The sequence below is a fragment of the Solidesulfovibrio carbinolicus genome, assembly GCF_004135975.1.
In the GTDB taxonomy this organism is placed as follows: domain Bacteria; phylum Desulfobacterota; class Desulfovibrionia; order Desulfovibrionales; family Desulfovibrionaceae; genus Solidesulfovibrio; species Solidesulfovibrio carbinolicus.
In genome coordinates, this window is record NZ_CP026538.1 from 3,435,546 (window position 1) to 3,454,174 (window position 18,629).

An 18,629-nucleotide genomic window follows, 5' to 3' on the forward strand; every position below is an offset into this window, starting at 1 on the left:
CGGGAGGGGCTTACCCCCTCCCGGCCGCCGAAGGCATCCCCTTCTCTCTCCCTCCCCCTATCGCCCGCGCGCGGCGGCGCGGGCTTCCAGGACTTTGCGGAAGGCCGGGGAGTTGACGCGATTGAGGAGCAGCATGTCTTCGGTTTCCAGGGAGCGGCGCAGTTCGTTGACGTCGCTTTTGAGCAGCCGGCGCACGGCCAGCATGGCCGCCACCTGTTCTTCCTGGTAGTGGTCGGCCATGTCCAGCGTCGTGGCCTCCAGCTTGTCCCGGGGCACGATGCGGTCCACGATGCCGAGCGTCAGGGCCTCTTCGGCCGAGAACCGGGGCCAGGTGAGCACCTCGGCCGCCTTGCCGCCGCCGAGCAGCCGCGACAGGAAATAGCCGCAGCCGCCCTTGGGCAGGGTTCCCAGTTCCACGAAGGCGTTTTCGAACACCGAGCCTTCGGCCACGATGCGGTAGTCGCAGGCCAGGGCCATGCTCAGGTGGAACAACGAGATGCGGCCGCAGTCGGCGTTTATGGTGAGCTTGTTGAGGCCCGCCATGGTCAGGGCGTAATTGTTGACAAGATTGAGCAGGCGCTGGAGCAGGTAGTCTTCCCGGCGCGAGCCGATCAGGGCTTCGAAGAATTCCAGGGTGTCGTCGCCGCCGGATTTTTCCGGTGAACCGATAAAGGCCACCACCCCGACCTCGTCGGTGCGGGCGATGATTTCCAAGTGGTCGAAAAAGGCGTCGATCTTTTTGAGATCCCCGGCGTGGCGGGTGAAGTGCGGCTTGCCGCGCACGACAAGTACACGGTCGCGGCGCTCGGCGGAAAAAAACTCGTTGTCCGTGACAAGGCTGGTCGTGGCTTCCATGACGTCCTCCCAGACGGCCCTTTGCCGATGCTTTGGACTCTGCCCCCGGCCGTAGTTCCTGTCAATACAAGCCCCTGGAAGGTGGGCGCGGCCCGGCGATTCGGCGAAACCCCTTGCTTTGGCCGCCAGAGGCTTCTATCCTCGCCCAAACCGTAACCGCCAACAGGGAGACCGCCGCATTGAGCGCCCGAAGCCTGGACGCCTTGTTCCGTCCCAACTCCGTGGCCGTGGTCGGCGCATCGGCCGACCCCGCCCATGTGGGCGCGGTGGTCATGCGAAACCTGCTTGGCGGCAAGTTTCTTGGCCCGGTCATGCCCGTGGCCCCGGACCTGGCCGAGATCGACGGCGTGACCTGCTACCGCTCCGTCGATACCCTGCCGCTGACCCCTGATCTGGCCGTCATCTGCACCGGCCCGGAGTCCGTGCCCGAGACCCTGCGCGAACTGGGGCGGCGCGGCGTGGGCGCGGCGGTTGCCCTGCCCCCGGGCTACGCCAAGCTCGAACCGGCGGCCAAGCGCGAGCTGCAGCAGCGCATGATCGAGGCGGCCGCGCCGTCGGGCATCCGCATCCTTGGGCCTTCGGGCATGGGCCTTTTAGTGCCCGGCATCGGACTCAATTGCTCCCTGGCCAACTGCGACGCCCGGCCCGGGCGCATGGCTTTTATTTCCCAGTCGGCCTCGCTTTTTACCGCCGTTCTCGATTGGGCCCACACCAAGGGCGTCGGGTTTTCCCACATCCTGTCCCTGGGCGACCGGGTGGACCTCAAGTACGCCGACATCCTCGACTACATGGCCTCGGACCCCAACACGCGCTCCATTCTCCTCTATGTCGAGTCCGTCACCGACGCCCGGTCGTTCATGAGCGCTTCCCGGGCCGCCGCCCGCAACAAACCGCTTTTGGTCGTCAAACCCGGGCGCAAGCTGTGGACGCTTTTTCCGCCGGGGCCGGACGAAGGGCGCGATGAAGTCTACGACGAGGCCTTCCGCCGGGCCGGCATGCTGCGAGTGGGCGAAATCGACACGCTTTTTGACGCCGCCGAGACCCTGGCCCGGGCCAGACCCCTTTCCGGCGACCATCTTTCCATCCTCACCAACGGCGGTTCGGTGGGCGTCATGGCCGCTGACGCGCTCCTGGACGGCGGCGGGCGGCTGGCCCCCTTCGACGCCGAGGCCGACGCCGCGCTCTCGCCGCTTTTAGGCCCCAACTGGTCGCGCAAGGGCGTGGTGGACATGGGCGTGGACGCCGCGCCAAGCCTGTATGCCGAGGCGCTGCGGGCGCTTTTGCGCATTCCCGGCGGCAGCGCCGTGCTGGTCGTCCATGTGCCCTTCCCCGGGGTGTCGCCTGAGGCAACGGCCAAGGCCGTGGCCGAGGTGGCGGCCAAGACCAGCCGCACGGTGCTGGCCTGCTTCATGGGCTACGATCCGGCCGGCGGCGAGGCGCTCAAAGTGTTAAACAACGCCGGGGTGCCCACCTACGCCACGCCGGATCAGGCCGTGTCGGCCTTCGTGCAGTTGGCCCGCTACCGCAAAAATCAGGAACTCCTCATGGAGATGCCGGCCAGCCTCCCGGAAGCCTTCGCCCCGGACCCCGAGGCGGCCCGGGCCGTGGTGGAGCGGGCCTTTGCCGAAGGCCGGCTCACGCTGACCGACCCCGAAGCCAAGGAAGTGCTCGGCTATTACGGCGTGCGGGCCGTGGCCTCCCAGCTCACCGAGGACATCGACGACGCCGTGGCCGCCGCCGACGCCTTGGGCTATCCCGTGGCCGTCAAGATCGTTTCGCCGGACATCCCCAAACCCTTTGACGTCGGCGGCATCGTGCTCGACGTCACCGGCCCCGAGGCCGTGCGCGAGGCAGCCCTGGCCGCCCGCCGCCGGGCGCTTGAGCACGTGCCGGGCGCCCGCATCGAAGGCTACGTCATCCAGGAAATGGGCCGGCGCACAGCCGCCCACGAAGTCACCATCCAGGCCCGGGTCGATGCGGTATTTGGCCCCTACGTCGTCTTCGGCCAGGGCGGGCTGGCCGCCCGGGGCACCCGGGACAAGGCCGTGGCGCTCACCCCGCTCAACATGTCCCTGGCCAAGGATCTCGTCGGCCGCACCCGGGTCTCTGCCGCCCTGGCCGGCGTCGGCGGCCAGCCGCCGGCGGACCTCGGCGCGCTCTACCTGACGCTCAACCAGATTTCCCAGTGCGTGGCCGACCTCGAACGGGTGGCCGCCATCGACCTCAACCCCGTCCTAGCCCACCAGGGCGGCGTCACGGTCATCGGCGCGGCCATCCGGCTCTCGCCCGAGGAAAACCCCAATCCCCACCGCCTGGCCATCCGGCCCTATCCGCGCGAACTGGAAGAGAAGGCGGTCCTGCGAAACGGCCGCGAGGTGCTCCTGCGCCCCATCCGGCCCGAGGACGAGCCGGCCCACTTCGAATTTTTCAAGCACCTGTCCCCCGAAGACCTGCGCTACCGATTTTTTGGCGTGGTGACCACCCTGTCCCACGCCGAAATGGCCAAGCTCACCCAGATCGACTACGAGCGCGAAATGGCCTTCATCGCCACCGCCCCGGGCCAAGGCGGCAAGCCCGAGACCCTGGGCGTGGTGCGCGCTTCCACCCGGCCCGACAACGCCACGGCGGAATTCGCCGTCATCGTGCGCTCGGACCAAAAAGGCGCCGGCCTGGGCCGCATCCTCATGGAAAAGATCATCCGCTACTGCCGGGGCCGGGGCACCAAGGAAATTACCGGCCAGGCGCTCATGGAAAACGGCGGCATGCAGGGACTGGCCGAAAAGCTCGGCTTTTCCGTGGTGCGCAACTACGACGACGAGATCGTTGAAATGCGTCTGCCCCTGCAGGACGCCGACGACGGCGAAGGCGGCCAGCCATGACCGGAAAACCCGCTCCCGCCGGACCGGCCGACGACGCCATTCCGGCCCAGGAACTCAAGTCCTACGCGCCCATCAAGACCGCCTACCTGCGCCCCTGGGGCACGGGAAAATTCTCCCTGTACGTCCGCAAGGGCCAGGGACTTGTGCTCTTCGCCACCCGGGGCGGGGCCTTCACCCAGGACCAACTGCGCCGGCTGCGGGCCGGCAACGTCGAGAACGTCTACGTCCACCGGGGCGAACTGCGCCACTACGAAAACTATCTGCGCGACAACCTCGGCGAACTCCTCCTCGACGAATCCATCCCCGTGGCCGACCGGGCCGAAGCCTGGCACGCCAGCGCCAGCCAGCAGGTGCGCGGCGTGCTGGAAGAAAAGCTGCCCCACTCCATCAGCCGCGCCCGGTTCGACCAGGTGGGCAAGCTCGTGCGCCAGTCCATCGGCTTCCTGCAAAGCCCCGGGGCCATGCAGAACCTCGCTCCGCTGATCAGCAAGGGCTACCAGGACTACCAGCATGGCCTGGCCTCCATGGTGCTCACCTCCATCATGCTCATGGACCACAAGGGCATGACCGAAGAGCTGCTGGTCAAGGTCGGCGTCGGGGCGCTCCTCCACGACATCGGCAAGACCGGCCTGCCCACGGGCCTCATGGACCGCCGCCCCGACGGCTGGACGCCCGAGGAAGAAGCGCTGTTCAAATCCCACCCGGCCATGGGCGTTGGGCTGCTGGTGGGCCTGCCGCTGCCCACGGAAACGCTGCACTGCATCCTGTTCCACCACGAACAGGATGACGGCAAAGGCTTCCCGGCCGGCCTGCCCGCGGCCGGCATCCCGTATTTCGTCAAGGCGCTGGCCGTGTGCAACACCTACGACGCCCTGACCCGGGCCTGCGTCTGGCGGCCGGCCTATCCGCCGTTTGAAGCCCTGCGCAAGATGGAAGCCAAAAAGGAAACCTTCGACCGGGCCATGTTCAAACGGCTCATCATGATCCTGGCCGACGCCGACATGCTCGGCAAAGGCGGCGAAGCGGCCAAGGGCGGCGAACTGCCGCCGGCGGAGGCGGCAAGTACGCCAGGATAAAAGAGGAAAAGATGCCTCCGGCGGCCGGGGGCCTGAGGCCCCCGGACCCCCCGATTAAAGAAAAGGGGGAGGGGGCCGGACTTGCTCCCGCGCTCCTTGGGCGGGGCCGGCCGTGGAGGGCAGGCGCGATTCAGCCCAGGACGACACCCCCTGCGCCCTTGACGAAAGCGCGGACCATGCATATACAATGTCTATACAAGCTTAGCCCTGGCAGGTAAGGCCGCATGCCTTGCACGAAAGCGACGCTGTCGGCAAAGGTCCGACGCCGCTGCGCGTCAATGGGAGGTTCGCCGTGGAAACAGTCTTGGCGAAATGGGGAAACAGCCTGGGCGTACGCATTCCCAAGGCCATGGCCGCCGACGCAGGGCTGGACGCCGGCGACGCCGTCAGCATCACCCAATCCGCGGAAGGGATCGTGATCAAAAAGGCGCAGCCCAAACCGCAATACCGTCTGGCCGATCTGGTCAGCCGGATCACGGACGAGAACAGGCATGAGGCCACGGATTGGGGCCAGCCCCAGGGCAGGGAAATCTGGTGAGGGAGTATCCGGAGCGAGGCGATTTCGTCCACCTCGACTTCGATCCCAAGGCCGGCCACGAACAGGGCGGCCCCCGGTTCGGCCTTGTGCTCTCGCCCGGCGTCTACAACAAGGCATCCGGCCTGGCCATCGTGGCCCCCATCACCAGCCGGCAAAAAGGCTATCCCTTTGAAGCGCCCATCCCCGATGGCGAGCGGTGTTACGGCGTGGTGCTGGCCGACCACACGCGCAGCATCGACTGGCGGGCCAGAGACGTGAAAATCGTGGGGCAGGCGTCCCAGGCCCTCGTCGAGGATGTCCTGGCGCGCTATCGCACGTTGCTGACCTGACTTCGAGGATCTCGGAGGCTGCCATGGTGGGCAAAAGCCCGCTGGCAGCTGCGGAATTTTGCGGCCCTCCCCCGCCGTTTCGAAGGGGGTCTGGGGGAAACGCTTTTCAAAAGCGTTTCCCCCAGCTCTTTCTCCTAACCCGGATACCCCGCATCCGCTTCCAGCCCACGCGCATTGGCGGCTTGCCGGGCGAGCACGTCGCAGCGCTCGTTTTCGGGGTGGCCGGTGTGGCCGCGCACCCAGCTGAATTTGACCTTGTGGCGGGACAGAAGCGGCAGCAGCCGCAGCCACAGGTCTTGATTCTTTACCGGCTTTTTCTCGGAATTGACCCAGCCCTTTTTCTGCCACGAGGCCAGCCAGCGCTTCTCGATGGCGTCGTGGACGTAGCGCGAATCCGTGGTGATGGACACCACGCTCGGCTCGGCCAGCTCTTCCAGGGCCACAATGCAGGCTAAAAGCTCCATGCGGTTGTTGGTGGTCAGCTTGCGGCCGCCGGAGAATTCCCGGCGCTCGTCGCCGTGCAAAAGCACCGCGCCGTAGCCGCCGGGGCCGGGATTGCCCAGGCAGGCCCCATCGGTAAAGATGATCACGGTTTGCTGCGGCGCTTTGGTTTCCTCGGTCACGTATCGTCTCCTTTTGCCTTGTCGGCGGCCTCGTCCAGGGCTGAAACGAGCAGCCCCACCGTGGCCAGCAGGCCCTCGCGGGCCTTGCCCGCCCGGCAGGCGGCGTCCAGGTGCTCCCGGGCCAGATCGGCCGGCAGCCCGGCCGGCAGGCCGGCGGCGGCCAGGGGCGGCAGGGCCACCCGGCTGCCGGCGCAGTCCGGGGCCGCGTACACGACGATTTTTTTGGGATTATTGGGGGCCGTCGTCGGGACCGGGTCCGTACCCAGCCGCACGGCCAGCTCCAGGCCGAAGCGTCCGCGCAGGTGCTCGGCCACCTCAAGCAGCCACAGCCGGTCCTCGCGGGTGAGCATCCCGGCCGGATCGGCCACCACGCCCCGAGCCTCGGTACGCGCGATGACCTGCTCGAAATTTTTCTGATAAGCGGCCACGGCCAGGGCGAACACCCCGGCCAGCAGCAGTCCGCGCGCCAGCCGCTCCGAGGTGGACCGGCCGCGCGGGACGAAAAACAGCCGCTTCATGACGCCCTCGGGCCGTCCCCGGCCACCCGGCCGTCGCGGATGTGGACCACCCGGCCGCAGCGCTCGGCCAGCCCCGGATCGTGGGTGACGAGGATGAGCGTCATGCCGCCGGACAGGGAAAAGAGCAGTTCCATGACCATCTGCCCGGTCTCGCCGTCGAGGTTGCCGGTGGGTTCGTCGGCCAGAAGCAGGCGCGGACGCGGGGCCAGGGCCCGGGCCAGGGCCACCCGCTGCTGCTCGCCGCCGGACAGCTCGGCCGGGAAATGGCCGCGCCGCTGCGACAGCCCCACCGCGTCCAGGGCCTGGGCCGCCCGGTCGAAGGCGTCGGCCCGTCCGGCGAATTCCAGCGGCAGGGCCACGTTTTCCAGCGCCGTCATGGCCGGCACGAGGTGGAAGGCCTGGAACACGATGCCGACGTTGTCGCGGCGAAAGCGGGCGAGTCCGTCCTCGCCCATGGTCGTCAGGTCATGCCCGGCCACGGTCACCTTGCCGGAGGTGGGGGCGAGCAGCCCGGCCATGAGCATTAACAGCGTGGTCTTGCCCGCGCCCGAAGGCCCCATCACCGCCGCCACTTCGCCGGCGGCGGCGGCAAAGTCCACCCCTCGCAGGATGTTGACCCCGCCGGCCTGGCTTTGTAACGTCAGCCGCACATCGGACAAGGAAATCATGCACGCCTCCAACATCCCCACAGCGGGCGCGCCGCGCCCCGTGCCGTCCCCGGCAGGATACCAGCTTGCCCGGAAAAGACAAACCGCTCCGGTTTGGCTGGCCCTGCTTATGGCCGTCCTTGGAGCCTTCATGCCGCAGACCGCCTCGGCCGTGACCCTGGCCGCCCTGGGCGACAGCCTCACCGCCGGCTGGAACCTGCCCGCCGCCGACGCCTACCCGGCCAAGCTGGCCAAGGCCCTGGCCGCGCGCGGCTATGACGTGGACATCCTCAATTTCGGCATCTCCGGCGACACCACCGCCGGCGGTCTGGCCCGCCTCGACGCGGTGCTGGCCGCCAAACCGGCCGGCGTCATATTGGAACTCGGGGCCAACGACATGCTGCGCGGCATGCCCACGGCCGTGCCCCGGGACAACCTCGACGCCATCCTGGCCCGGCTCAAGGCGGCCGGCATCCCGGTCATGCTCTGCGGCATCCAGGCCATGCGCAACTACGGCGCGGCTTACGCCCGGGAACTCGACGCCGTCTACGTCGAACTGGCCAAAAAATACGACGCCGTGCTCTACCCGTCCTTTCTCGACGGCGTCACCGGCGTTCCCGGCCTGACCATGCCCGACGGCCTGCATCCCACCGCCGCCGGGGTTGACGAAATGGTGCGGCGCAGCCTGCCGGCCGTGGAAACCTTTCTCTCGCGCCTGGGCGTGCGCCCGGCCGGCGCGCCGTAACCGCCATGCCCGCCCTTCTGGTTGATATCGGCAACACCAACATCAAGTTCGGTCTGGCCGAGGCCGGCGGGCTGCTGTCGTCGTTTGCCCTGCCCACCGACCGCGGCGCCACCCCGGACAGCCTGGGCCTGGCCCTGGCCTCGGCGTTGCCCTTTCACGGCTGCCGGCCGGCCGACATTGAGGCCGCCGTGGCCTCCAGCGTAGTGCCGCCGCTTAATCCCATTATCGAACACGCCATCTCGCGCTATCTCGGCGTGCGGCTGCGCTTTGTGCCCACCGACATCCCCATACCGCTTAAAAACCTCTACGGCCGGCCCCACGAAGTCGGAGCCGACCGGCTGGTCACGGCCTTTGCCGGCCGCCGGGCCGTGGACGCGGATTCGGTCATTGTGGTGGATTTCGGCACGGCCACCAATTTCGACTGCGTCCAGGACGACGCCTTCCTGGGCGGCCTCATCTGCCCGGGGCTTATGACGTCGCTGTCCGGGCTGGTCAGCAAGACGGCCAAGCTGCCCCACGTGGCCCTGGACCCGGGCGACGGGGCGTTGTCCATCGGCCGTTCCACCACGGACTGCATCAACCAGGGCTTCGTCTTCGGCTTTGCCGACATGGTGACGGGGGTGACGGCGCGCCTCAAGGCCCACCTCGGCGGCGACGTCCACGTGCTGGCCACCGGCGGCTTTGCCGAGAAGCTCGCCCCCATCTGTCCGGTCATCCGCGACGTGCGGCCGGAACTGTTGCTCGAAGGATTGCGGCAATTGTGGCTGGCCTCAAGCCGGCCGGGAGGCCGGAAATGACGATACTGCCGGAAATCCTCGGCTGCTACCAGTCCGAGAAGCGCGAGAAGATGGGCGGCCAGGGCGGCTCCGGACGCGGGTTCGTCCAGCGCATCGACTGGCTGGCCATGAAGCTCGGGCCGGCGCGCATCGTCATCTTCCCCCTGGACGAAAAACACCTGCCCATGCCCCTGCAAAAAATCGTCACGCCGGAAGAATTCCTGCGCCATTTCGTGCCGGCCCCGCTGCTGTACAGCGAGCGCATCGCCCCGGCCGCCTTGGTGCTGGGGCGGCTGCTGCGTGACGTCGGGCCGGGCCTGGACCACAAAACCCTGCCCCCGCCCGAACAGGCCCTTTTCCTGGTCATCCTGGCCGCCCTGGCCGCCGCCGGCCGGCCCGACACCGGCGAGGACGCCCTGGCCGTGCTCCAGGGCAGCGGCGCGGCCACGGCTGAGGGCCAAAAGCTCGCCATAAACGCCTTTGGCATAAGCCTTCGCAAAAGCGGCGACTTCGACGGCGCGGCCAACTATTACCGCAAGGCCCTGGAGCTTTCCCCCCACGACGAACGCCTCATGTTCAACCTCGCCCGCACCCTCTATGAAAAAGGCGACCCCGCCGGCTGCCGGGCGCTCCTGGAAAAGGCCGTGGCCGCCGACCCGGACTTCGCCGAGGCCAAGGCCTTCCTGCGCTATCTGGCCCGCCACGCCAAACCGGCCGGCGTCGAAGACTTCCCGGACATCACGATCTGACGAAGCCTGGGCGACGTTCCCGATACCCCCGCCGTTCCCGAGATTTTGCCCGACCCCGGGGCTTATAAATCGTTTGGAATTGCGCTACAGCCAACAGTGTCGGGCTACGCAGCCCGCCTTCCACGCACAAAACGCCAAACCCCATACTTTCAAGGAGACCAGCATGAGCACCATAGCGGCCGTTTGGGCCAGGGAAATCCTCGATTCGCGCGGCAATCCCACCATCGAAGTGGAGGTCACCCTGGAATCCGGCGCGTCCGGCCGGGCCGCCGTCCCCTCGGGCGCGTCCACCGGCTCCCGTGAAGCCCTCGAAATGCGCGACCAGGACGCCTCCCGCTACGCCGGGAAGGGCGTGACCAAAGCCGTGGAGAACGTCCAGGGCGAACTGGCCGACACCGTCATCGGCATGGACGCCCTGCAGCAGGTGGCCATCGACAACCTCATGATCGACACCGACGGCACCGAGAACAAATCGCGCCTGGGCGCCAACGCCATCCTCGGCGTGTCCCTGGCCGTGTGCCGCGCCGCCTCCAACTTCCTGGGGCTGCCGCTGTATCAGTACATCGGCGGCATCAACTCCAAAGTGCTGCCCGTGCCCATGATGAACATCATCAACGGCGGCGCGCATGCTCCCAACAACCTGGACATCCAGGAGTTCATGATCATTCCCCTTGGCGCGCGCACCTTCGCCGACGCCCTGCGCATGGGCGCCGAGACCTTCCACACCCTCAAAAAAATCCTGGCCGCCGACGGCCACATGACCGCCGTGGGCGACGAGGGCGGCTTTGCCCCCAACCTCAAGAGCCACGACGAGGCCTTCAAGTACATCATCAAGGCCATCGAAGAATCCGGCTACCGCCCGGGCTCCGAAATCTCCCTGGCCATCGACGCCGCCGCCTCGGAATTCTATAAAAACGGCAAATACGTGCTCACCGGCGAAAACCTTTCCCTGTCCTCGACCGAAATGGCCGACTACCTGGGCGGCTTCGTCGACCGCTATCCGCTCATTTCCATCGAAGACGGCCTGGCCGAGTCCGACTGGCCGGGCTGGAAGACCCTGACGCTGAACCTCGGCGAACGCATTCAGCTCGTTGGCGACGACATCTTCGTCACCAACCCCGACATCCTGGCCGAAGGCATCGACCAGGGCGTGGCCAACTCCATCCTCATCAAGCTCAACCAGATCGGCACCGTCACCGAGACCCTGGACACCATCGAGATGGCCAAGCAGGCCGCCTACACCACGGTGGTCTCCCACCGCTCGGGCGAGACCGAAGACAGCTTCATCGCCGACCTGTCCGTGGCCGTCAACGCCGGCCAGATCAAGACCGGCTCGCTGTGCCGCTCCGACCGCCTGGCCAAGTACAACCAGCTGCTGCGCATCGAGGAAGAGCTGGAAGACATGGCCATCTACTACGGCCCGGTCATGGCCGGCCAGTGGTACGAAGAAGAGCCCGAAGGCGAAGAAGAGTAGAAAAAAAGGCAGATGGTTCCGGCGGCCGGGAGGGGGGAACCCCCTCCCGGACCCTCCCTGACTGGGGGGCGCTTTTTCCTTCAGGCCTTGCCTGAAGGAAAAAGCGCCCCCCAAACAGTGAGAATTCAGGAAAGCAACAACGCTCACCGCAGGCCAATTGGGGGGTCCGGGGGCCTCAGGCCCCCGGCCGCCGAAGGCACTCTTCCCTCTTCCTCACGCCCCGGCCTTGCCGGGGGGGCGGGGGCTTGATACCGAGCGGCATGGGGACCATGCAGGCTTCGCAGCTTCTTGCCCGGGCGCGCCGGTTGCGCCTGTCGCCGTGGTTGGCCGCCACCGCGCCGCTTGTTGGCGAATATCGCGGCGCGTATCCGGGCGCGGGCATGGAGTATGAGGAATCCCGGGAGTATGCGCCCGGCGACGACGTGGCGGCCATGGACTGGAAGGCCACCGCCCGTCTGGGCCGGCCTTTTGTGAAGCGGTTCCGAGAAGAGCGCAGCCTGACCCTGATGCTGGCCGTGGACGTCAGCCCTTCCATGACCTGCCCCTGTCCGCGCGAGCCGCTCTCTCTGACCGCCGCCGTGGCTGCCGTGACCTTGGCCGTCAGCGCCGCCGTCAGCCGCGACCGGGTCGGGCTGGTGCTTTTCACCGACCGCATCGAGGCTTTTTTGCCGCCGCGCGCCGGCCCGGCCATGCCCGTGGCCGTGGCCCGGCTTTTGGCCGAAACCCGTCCCCAGGGCCGGGGCACCGATCCCGGGCCGGCCTTGACCCTGGCCGAGACCGCTTTGGTGCATCGCAGCGCGGTGCTGCTTTTTTCCGATTTCCTTTCCGGCGATTTCGCCCTCCCTCTTGGCCGGCTGGCCGCCCGGCACGACGTTGCCGCCGGGTTTGTTGTCGCCAACGACGACGCCTGCCTACCGCCGGCGGGGCTGGCGGCCGTGGCCGATCCCGAGGGCGGAGAGCCGGTCGTCATCGACTGCGCCGCGCCGGCCGCCCGGACGCGTTTTGTCGCCGCCCGGCAGGCCCGGCGCGAGGCCGGTCGCGCCGCCCTGGCCCGGGCCGGCGTCCGCACGCTGGCCCTGCCGGCGGACGAGCATCCGGCCGAGGCGCTGGCTGCCTATCTGCGCCGCCGCGCCCGCCGGGGACGGGGCCTGGGGCAGCGCCCGTGACCGACATCCGCGACATCAAGGGACCGCTGCCGCTGCCGGCCGCGCCGTCGCCGCTGCCCTGGCTGGCCGGCGGCGCGCTGCTGGTCGTGTGCGGCCTGGCCTTGTGGCGGCGCGGGCGGCTTCGCCAGGCCGGGCAGATATCAGGCGGGCTCACTGCCCAGGCCGCTCTGCAAGTCCTGGAGGACGAAGCGACGCGCCTTGGCGACCGCGAGTTCGCATTTCGGGTGGCCGCCGTGGTCCGGGCCGGACTGGAAGTCCGGGGAGTGGCCGCTACGGCCAGGACCGCTGATGAAATCACGGCCGGGCTGGCGACCTCGACCTTCGAGCCGGAGCTTGGCCGGGGGCTGGCGACGCTTTTGGCGCGCGCCGAAGCGGCCGGCTATGCCGGGGGAGCGTACGGCCCGGGGGAGCGTGCGGCCGATCTGGCCGCCGCGCGGGCGCTCGTCGGGGGGCGACCGTGATTGCCCTGGCCCATCCGGCCGCGCTGGCGCTGGTGCTGCTTGTGCCGGCGGCCTTGTGGCTACGCCGCCGCTGCGAAGGCCGGGCAGCCGCCGCCCTGCCCGGAGCCGGCGAGGTGCGGGGAATCGGGCCGTCCTTCGCGCTGCGCCTGGGCGGCCTGTTGCGGCCCCTGGGGCTGGTCGCCGCCGTGCTGGCCCTGGCCGGGCCGAGCCTGCCGCCGGACGCGCCGACCTTGGCCGGCCGGGGCGTGGATCTCATGTTCGCCGTGGACCTCTCGCCGTCCATGGCGGCCATGGACATGCCGGCCGAAGGGCGCACCATCACCCGGCTGGCCGCCGTGGCCGAGGTGGCGAAAAAGCTGGCCGAGGCCCGGCCCGGCGACCGCATCGGTCTTGTCGCCTTCGGGGCCAGGGCCTATCTCGTCGTGCCGCCGACCACCGACCGGGCCGCCCTGGTTCAGGCGCTATCAAGCCTCGACACCGGCGCGGCCGGCCCCAAGACGGCCATGGGCGACGCCGTGGGGCTGGCCGCCAAACGGCTGGCCGAAAGCCCCGGGCTGGCCAAAGCGGTCATCGTTTTCGGCGACGGCCGGTCCAACGCCGGCGAGGCCGACCCCGTGGCCGTCGCCCGGGCCGCCGCCCGGCATGGCGTCAACATCTTTGCCGTGGGCGTGGGCGGCGACGGGCCGGCCCCGTTTCTCGTGGCCCATCCGATCCTGGGCAAGCAGATCATCACCGAAGCCGCGCCAGTGGACGAAGCGGCGCTTTCCGCCATGGCCCAAGCCGGCGGCGGCGCGTTCTGGCGGGCCGGCGATGCGGCTGCCCTGGCCCGGGCCACGGCGGCCATTGATACGTTGACGCCAAGCGACATCCGGGCCGAACCGGACCAGGGCCAGTCCCTGACGCCGCTTCTGGCCGGGCTGGCCGTTTGTCTGCTCACGGCCTGGGCCGCCCTGGCCGCCACCCGGGGGTTGACCCTGCCATGACCTTCGCCCGTCCCGACTGGCTGTGGCTGCTTGTCCCGGCCGCCCTGTGCCTGGGTTTCGCCTGGACGGCCGGCCGGCGTCGCCGGGCCGTGGCCGCCGGCTGGCCGGCCCTGGCCGCGAGGCCGGGGCGACGCGCGCTGAAAAGCACCTGTTTTATCTGCGCCGTGGCCGCCCTGGCCCTGGCCGGGGCCGGGCCGCGACTGGGCACGGGGAAGCCGGACGCCGCATCGCTCAAAATCCCGCCCCGGCTGCGGCTCATGGTGGTCCTGGACTGTTCGCGCAGCATGTTGGCCCGGGATGTGCCGCCGGATCGGCTGGGCGCGGCCAAGGGGCTTGTGCTCGACGTGCTTTCCCGGCTGCCCGGCCTGGATGTCGGGCTGGTCGGCTTTGCCGGCCGGGCCTGGCTGGCCTGCCCGCCCACCCCGGACCGGGCCGGGCTGGCGCTTTTTCTGGATGCCCTGTCGCCCGAGGCCGCGCCCCTGGGCGGCACCGATCCGGCCACGGGCCTGGAAGCGGCCGGGCTGGCCCTGGCCGGGGTCCGGCCGGCGGCGGTGCTGCTGGTCACGGACGGCGAGGCAACCGTCAAGCCGGCCGGCCACACGCGGACTGTCCTGCCGCCCGGCGTGCCGGTCTATGCCGTGGCCGTGGGTTCCGGCCAGCCGGCGGCCGTGCCCGGACCGGGCGGCGAGGCCTTTCGCGACGCGGCCGGCGCGCCGGTGGCCGCCGGGGTGGACTATCCGGCCCTGGCCGCCCTGGCCGAGGCCACCGGCGGCGCGGCCTATCGGCTGGCCCCGGACGCGCCCTGGCCGGCCGCCACCATCGCCGCCGCCCTGGCCGAAGGGATGGTCCCGGCCGACGACTCGCCGGACTCGGCCGGCTCTGATGACGACGGCGCGCTGTTGCTGGCCCTGGCCGTGGCCCTGCTCCTGGCCGATCTGGCCCTGCCCCCGGGCCGGAAGCTGGCCGGGCTGGTGCTTGTGGCCAGCTTGGCCCTGGCCGGCCCGGCCGAAGCCGCCACTACGGCCGGCGAGCAAAACGCCCGCGGGCTGACCGCCGCCGCCCGGGGCGACCAGCAAACCGCCCTGGCCGCCTTTCTGGCCGCCCGGGCTCGCGATCCCGACGACGCGGCCATCCTTTTTAATATCGGCACGGCCTATTACCGCCTGGGCCGGTTCGCCGAAGCCCTGGCCGCCTTTGACCGGGCCGCCGCCGGGCCGGACAAGGCGCTGGCCGCCAAGGCCCGCTACAACCAGGGCAACGCCGCCTGGCGACTGCACGACCGGGGCCGGGCCATGGCCGCCTATGAGGCCGCCTTGACCCTTGATCCGGCCGACGCCGACGCCCGGGCCAACCTGGAATGGCTGCGGACCAATCCGACGCCGGCCCAGGAACAGGACGGCCGGCCCGATCCCGACCGGGCCGGCCCCGCACCGGGCGGCCAGGGCCAAGCTACGGACCAGGGCAACGGCCAGGCGTCGGCCCCGACTCCGGGCGACGACGGGCAAGGCGAAAACAAGCCTTCCGGCGAGACGGCCGCGCCCACGCCCGGCCGGGCCGGCGACACGGCGGCCGAGGCCCGGCTGCCCGTTCCCGGTCGGGACGGCGAGGAAACCAGGCCGCGCCGGGCGAACGCCCCTGGAGCGGCCGACGATCCCGTGCTCGGGCGCATCCCGGATCTGGTCGGACAGCCCGTGGCTCCGGTCTATGCCCGGCCCACGGTGGAGAAGGACTGGTGAGGCGCGCTTTTGCCCTGGCCGCCCGGCTGCCGGCGGCACTGATCCTGGCCGTGATCCTGGCTCTGTCCGGGCCGGCCATGGCCCAGGTTCCGGCCGCGCCGGCCGTAGCGCCGCCGGGGCTGGCCGGCAAGACGGTCGTTCTCGAAGCTTCCCTGACCCCGCCCAACCCCTGGCTCGGCCAGACCGCCGTCTATGCCCTGACCCTGTACCGTTCCGTGGCCGCCTCGGGCCTGTCCGTGACCCCGCCGACTTTTGAGGGCTTCGATGCCGCCCCCCTGCCCGGCCAAGAGGACGGCCAGCTCACGGCCGGCAACCGGCGCTATGTCGTCAGCCGCGTGGCCTACGCCCTGACCCCCAAGCGTGCCGGCCGACTCCACCTGGGGCCGCCCCAGGGAAAGCTCATCGGCCTGCCCGGAACCTCGGCCCCCGTCACGGTCGCCGGGCCGGCCCTGGCCGCCGAGGTCCGCCCGCTGCCGCCGCCTCCGGACGGGTTTCCCGATTCGGGGCTGGTCGGGGGCCTGGAACTCACGGCCGCACTGGCCCCGGCCGCCCTGGCCGTGGGTGAGCAAGCGCGTCTGACCGTCACGCTGACGGGCCGGGGCAATCTGGCCGAGGCGACGCTGCCGCCGCCGCCCGTGCCCCAAGGCGTGCTCCTGCGGGTTCTCGGCCACGAAGACGCGTTCACCCCCGGCCCGGACGGCGCGGCCGGACGCCGCCTCTTCCACTATGCCCTCACGGCGACCATCCCGGGCCGCTACACCCTGCCGGGCCTGTCCGTCGCGGTCTTCGACCCGGTCGCCGAGGCCTGGAGCCTGGCCGCCGGGCCGGAACTGACGCTGGTCGTCGCGCCAGGGGCCAATCCCGCCGCCAGCGCCGCGCCGCCGGCCAGCCCGGGCCGGTCGTCCGAGGCCGGAGACGTGGCCGCCGGCTTAACCGGCTGGCGGCGTCTGGTTCCTTTGCTCGCCCCCAAAGTCGCCACCGCCGTGGCCACGCCCCTGGCCTGTGCCCCCGAGGCCGGGGCCGAAACCCTGGCCGTGTTGCCGCCCGGCCGCCGCATCGCCCTTGGTCCGATCCGAAACGGCTTCGTGCGCCTTTCTACCGACGACGACATGGTGGGCTGGGTTCCCCGCGATATGATCGTCACCATCCTGCCGTAGGTTTCGCGACCGGCGGCGCGCCCTTGCCAATTGACGTCAGTCTGGTATCGATTACCCACTTCGCCGCCACAATCAACGATGCAGGTTGTTTCGCATGAACGATTCCCTGGCGCCCGTCATCCAGGCCACGCTGGATCTCCATTTCGGTCGCCTTGACCCGCTGGTCAGCGCGCCCGCGGCCCGCCCGCAGCTCATCCAGGCCGCCGCCACGCTTATGCGGCGCATTGCCGAAAACATCCTGGCCGTGCCGGACGACTGCCCGGTGGACACCCTGGTCCAGCGCCACGTCTTCGCCAAGGACAAGGCCCTGCCGGCCTGGCTCGTCAACCGGGGGCTGGTGACCTGCGACAACGACCGCCAGCAGTTGGAATCCTCGGTGCGAAAACTCCTGGCCCATCCGTTCAATCGGCGGCGTTTTTTGGATTTTCTCAGCAACGAACTGCTCTACCACCGTTGGCTGTGGGCGCGCGAGGACGACAAGCGCCATTTTCCCATCCGCTGCGCCAACGAACTGCGGGAGAACGGCTACTGCCTGGAACTCAACACCTTCGACCACGTCATCAAACTCGGCGACAACATCATCGCCCCCCCGGGCAAGATCGACGACGCCGCCCACTGGCGGCTGCGCTCCATCGGCACGGTCTGCCTGGTCGATCTGGCGGCCAGGCCGGTCTTCGACTACACCGCCCGGCTGCTCGAAGCGAAATACAAGACCACATTCATCCTCGACACCTTCAAGGCCCTTTTTACCGCCGCCGGCCGCAATCCGGGCAGCCCCGAGCGCCAGGCCGCCCTGGTCATGGGCGAAATCCCCAAGGTCTTCACCCTGGCCGACCATGCCAAGCCCCTGGGTGTGACGGGCGAGGCCAGCTCCCTGGAACTGCTGCGTCGGCTGCTGGCCGCCTTTGACCGCCAAACCAGCCGCAACTGCCCGGAATCGCGCCTGCGCCTGGGAGCCGAGCCGCCCCAGGGCGTGGCCAACCGGGTGGCGGCCATGATCTGGCTGCGCCGCACCCTGGGCAGAGTCAAGAAGGAGCAACAGAAAAAAACCAGCCCGGCCCGAGGACACAAAGTGGCCGAACGCACCGTGCTGTTGGCCGCCGCCGACCAGAAAAGCATCCTGTATTTCAACCTCTTCGCCGACCCCGCCGACACAGCCATCAACCCCTGCCATATCCGCGGCGTGGACGACGAATCCATGACCGTGGTCTCCCCGCGCGGCAACCGCTTAAACGACGCCGCCCCGGGCCAGGAAGTCAGCGGCTACTTCGCCGTGGTCGGGGCCAACAAGAAAAGCACCTACTGCGATTTCCGCACCACGGTGGAATCGGTCGCCTGCCCGGACGACAGCCACTGCCTGGTGGAACTCTCCATCCCGGCCACCTTCGAACTCACCCGGCGCAACCACAAGCGCCTGCCCGTGGACCCCGGTTCGGTGGTGCTGTTCGAAATGGCCGCCCCGACCCCGGCCGCGGACTGGAACCTGTTCAATGCCCTGGAGAAATGGCCGCGCCCGTTTTGCATCATCCCCGACGGCCTGGGGCACTGCCGCATCAAAGACCTCTCGGCCGGGGGGATGCTGCTGGAAATCCACCACGACGCGCCGGCCTGCCCGTTCTTCACCGAAGACCGCCGCGACCATCCCCTGCTCGTCCAGGTCAAGCTGGCCGGCAAGCCCAACGCCGCCCCCTTGTGGCTGGGCATCCGGGCCGAGGCCAAGCGCATCCGGGATTTTCCGCCGCTGCGCAAAAAATACGTGGGCTTTCAGTTCGTGGAGGCCGGCGAAGTGCGCAACGAGCGCTCGGTGCGCTTTTCACCGGTGGGCAAGGACGGGCTGTACCTCATCAACGACTGGATCTTCCGCAACGGCCTGGGAAAATAGGCCCCAAAAGCAAACCGGCCCCGAAGCTCGCGCTT

General features: G+C 69.4%; 18 protein-coding genes. 14 read left to right on the forward strand and 4 right to left on the reverse strand.

Annotation, left to right across the window (positions count from 1 at the left end):
* Positions 1-57: 57 nt before the first annotated feature.
* Positions 58-855: an enoyl-CoA hydratase/isomerase family protein gene (locus C3Y92_RS15395; protein WP_129353980.1), complete on the reverse strand. Its 798-nt coding sequence runs from the start codon at positions 853-855 to the stop codon at positions 58-60.
* A 179-nt stretch (positions 856-1,034) separates the two neighbouring features.
* On the opposite strand from C3Y92_RS15395, the gene C3Y92_RS15400 reads away from it, so the two are divergent.
* The 4 genes from C3Y92_RS15400 (at position 1,035) to C3Y92_RS15415 (ending at position 5,677) form a co-directional block, all read left to right on the forward strand.
* Positions 1,035-3,734 (forward strand): bifunctional acetate--CoA ligase family protein/GNAT family N-acetyltransferase, encoded by a 2,700-nt coding sequence (locus tag C3Y92_RS15400; RefSeq protein ID WP_129353982.1) that lies wholly within the window; start codon positions 1,035-1,037, stop codon positions 3,732-3,734.
* Positions 3,731-4,810, forward strand: a complete 1,080-nt coding sequence (locus C3Y92_RS15405) for an HD-GYP domain-containing protein (protein WP_129353984.1) — start codon at positions 3,731-3,733, stop codon at positions 4,808-4,810. The genes C3Y92_RS15400 and C3Y92_RS15405 overlap by 4 nt, the downstream gene beginning before the upstream one ends.
* A gap of 292 nt (positions 4,811-5,102) precedes the next feature.
* Positions 5,103-5,348 (forward strand): AbrB/MazE/SpoVT family DNA-binding domain-containing protein, encoded by a 246-nt coding sequence (locus tag C3Y92_RS15410; protein WP_129353986.1) that lies wholly within the window; start codon positions 5,103-5,105, stop codon positions 5,346-5,348.
* A complete protein-coding gene (locus C3Y92_RS15415; protein ID WP_129353988.1) occupies positions 5,345-5,677 on the forward strand; it encodes a type II toxin-antitoxin system PemK/MazF family toxin in 333 nt (110 codons plus the stop codon). Before C3Y92_RS15410 ends, C3Y92_RS15415 begins: the two co-directional genes overlap by 4 nt.
* A 134-nt stretch (positions 5,678-5,811) precedes the next feature.
* Here the strand turns inward: C3Y92_RS15415 and rnhA are convergent, their stop codons facing one another.
* From rnhA to C3Y92_RS15430, 3 genes are read right to left on the reverse strand one after another with little or no spacing between them, the layout of a single operon-like run.
* Positions 5,812-6,300 (reverse strand): ribonuclease HI, encoded by a 489-nt coding sequence (gene rnhA / locus C3Y92_RS15420; protein WP_129353990.1) that lies wholly within the window; start codon positions 6,298-6,300, stop codon positions 5,812-5,814.
* Complete coding sequence (locus C3Y92_RS15425; protein WP_129353992.1) at positions 6,297-6,818, reverse strand: TPM domain-containing protein; 522 nt, start codon at positions 6,816-6,818, stop codon at positions 6,297-6,299. The genes rnhA and C3Y92_RS15425 overlap by 4 nt, the downstream gene beginning before the upstream one ends.
* Positions 6,815-7,486, reverse strand: a complete 672-nt coding sequence (locus C3Y92_RS15430) for an ABC transporter ATP-binding protein (RefSeq protein ID WP_235669509.1) — start codon at positions 7,484-7,486, stop codon at positions 6,815-6,817. Before C3Y92_RS15430 ends, C3Y92_RS15425 begins: the two co-directional genes overlap by 4 nt.
* Before the next feature lie 130 nt (positions 7,487-7,616).
* On the opposite strand from C3Y92_RS15430, the gene C3Y92_RS15435 reads away from it, so the two are divergent.
* The 10 genes from C3Y92_RS15435 (at position 7,617) to C3Y92_RS15480 (ending at position 18,594) form a co-directional block, all read left to right on the forward strand.
* Complete coding sequence (locus C3Y92_RS15435; RefSeq protein ID WP_129353996.1) at positions 7,617-8,210, forward strand: arylesterase; 594 nt, start codon at positions 7,617-7,619, stop codon at positions 8,208-8,210.
* Between the two features lie 5 nt (positions 8,211-8,215).
* The gene (locus tag C3Y92_RS15440; protein WP_129353998.1) at positions 8,216-9,007 is read left to right on the forward strand and encodes a type III pantothenate kinase; all 792 of its coding nucleotides are present in this window, start codon (positions 8,216-8,218) and stop codon (positions 9,005-9,007) included.
* Positions 9,004-9,735 (forward strand): tetratricopeptide repeat protein, encoded by a 732-nt coding sequence (locus C3Y92_RS15445; RefSeq protein ID WP_207214000.1) that lies wholly within the window; start codon positions 9,004-9,006, stop codon positions 9,733-9,735. The genes C3Y92_RS15440 and C3Y92_RS15445 overlap by 4 nt, the downstream gene beginning before the upstream one ends.
* A gap of 163 nt (positions 9,736-9,898) precedes the next feature.
* The gene (gene eno, locus C3Y92_RS15450) at positions 9,899-11,209 is read left to right on the forward strand and encodes a phosphopyruvate hydratase (RefSeq protein ID WP_129354000.1); all 1,311 of its coding nucleotides are present in this window, start codon (positions 9,899-9,901) and stop codon (positions 11,207-11,209) included.
* A 260-nt stretch (positions 11,210-11,469) separates the two neighbouring features.
* Entirely contained in the window at positions 11,470-12,375 is a 906-nt protein-coding gene (locus C3Y92_RS15455) for a DUF58 domain-containing protein (protein ID WP_129354002.1), read from the forward strand.
* Positions 12,372-12,836, forward strand: a complete 465-nt coding sequence (locus C3Y92_RS15460; protein ID WP_129354004.1) for a hypothetical protein — start codon at positions 12,372-12,374, stop codon at positions 12,834-12,836. The genes C3Y92_RS15455 and C3Y92_RS15460 overlap by 4 nt, the downstream gene beginning before the upstream one ends.
* Positions 12,833-13,819 carry a VWA domain-containing protein gene (locus tag C3Y92_RS15465; protein WP_129354006.1) on the forward strand — a complete coding sequence of 329 codons (987 nt, stop codon included), beginning with the start codon at positions 12,833-12,835 and terminating at the stop codon, positions 13,817-13,819. The genes C3Y92_RS15460 and C3Y92_RS15465 overlap by 4 nt, the downstream gene beginning before the upstream one ends.
* Entirely contained in the window at positions 13,816-15,555 is a 1,740-nt protein-coding gene (locus C3Y92_RS15470) for a VWA domain-containing protein (protein WP_129354008.1), read from the forward strand. Before C3Y92_RS15465 ends, C3Y92_RS15470 begins: the two co-directional genes overlap by 4 nt.
* Positions 15,552-16,712: a BatD family protein gene (locus C3Y92_RS15475; protein WP_129354010.1), complete on the forward strand. Its 1,161-nt coding sequence runs from the start codon at positions 15,552-15,554 to the stop codon at positions 16,710-16,712. The genes C3Y92_RS15470 and C3Y92_RS15475 overlap by 4 nt, the downstream gene beginning before the upstream one ends.
* Before the next feature lie 94 nt (positions 16,713-16,806).
* Positions 16,807-18,594, forward strand: coding sequence for a PilZ domain-containing protein (locus C3Y92_RS15480; RefSeq protein ID WP_129354012.1), 1,788 nt, complete (start codon positions 16,807-16,809; stop codon positions 18,592-18,594).
* The last annotated feature ends 35 nt before the right edge of the window (positions 18,595-18,629 follow it).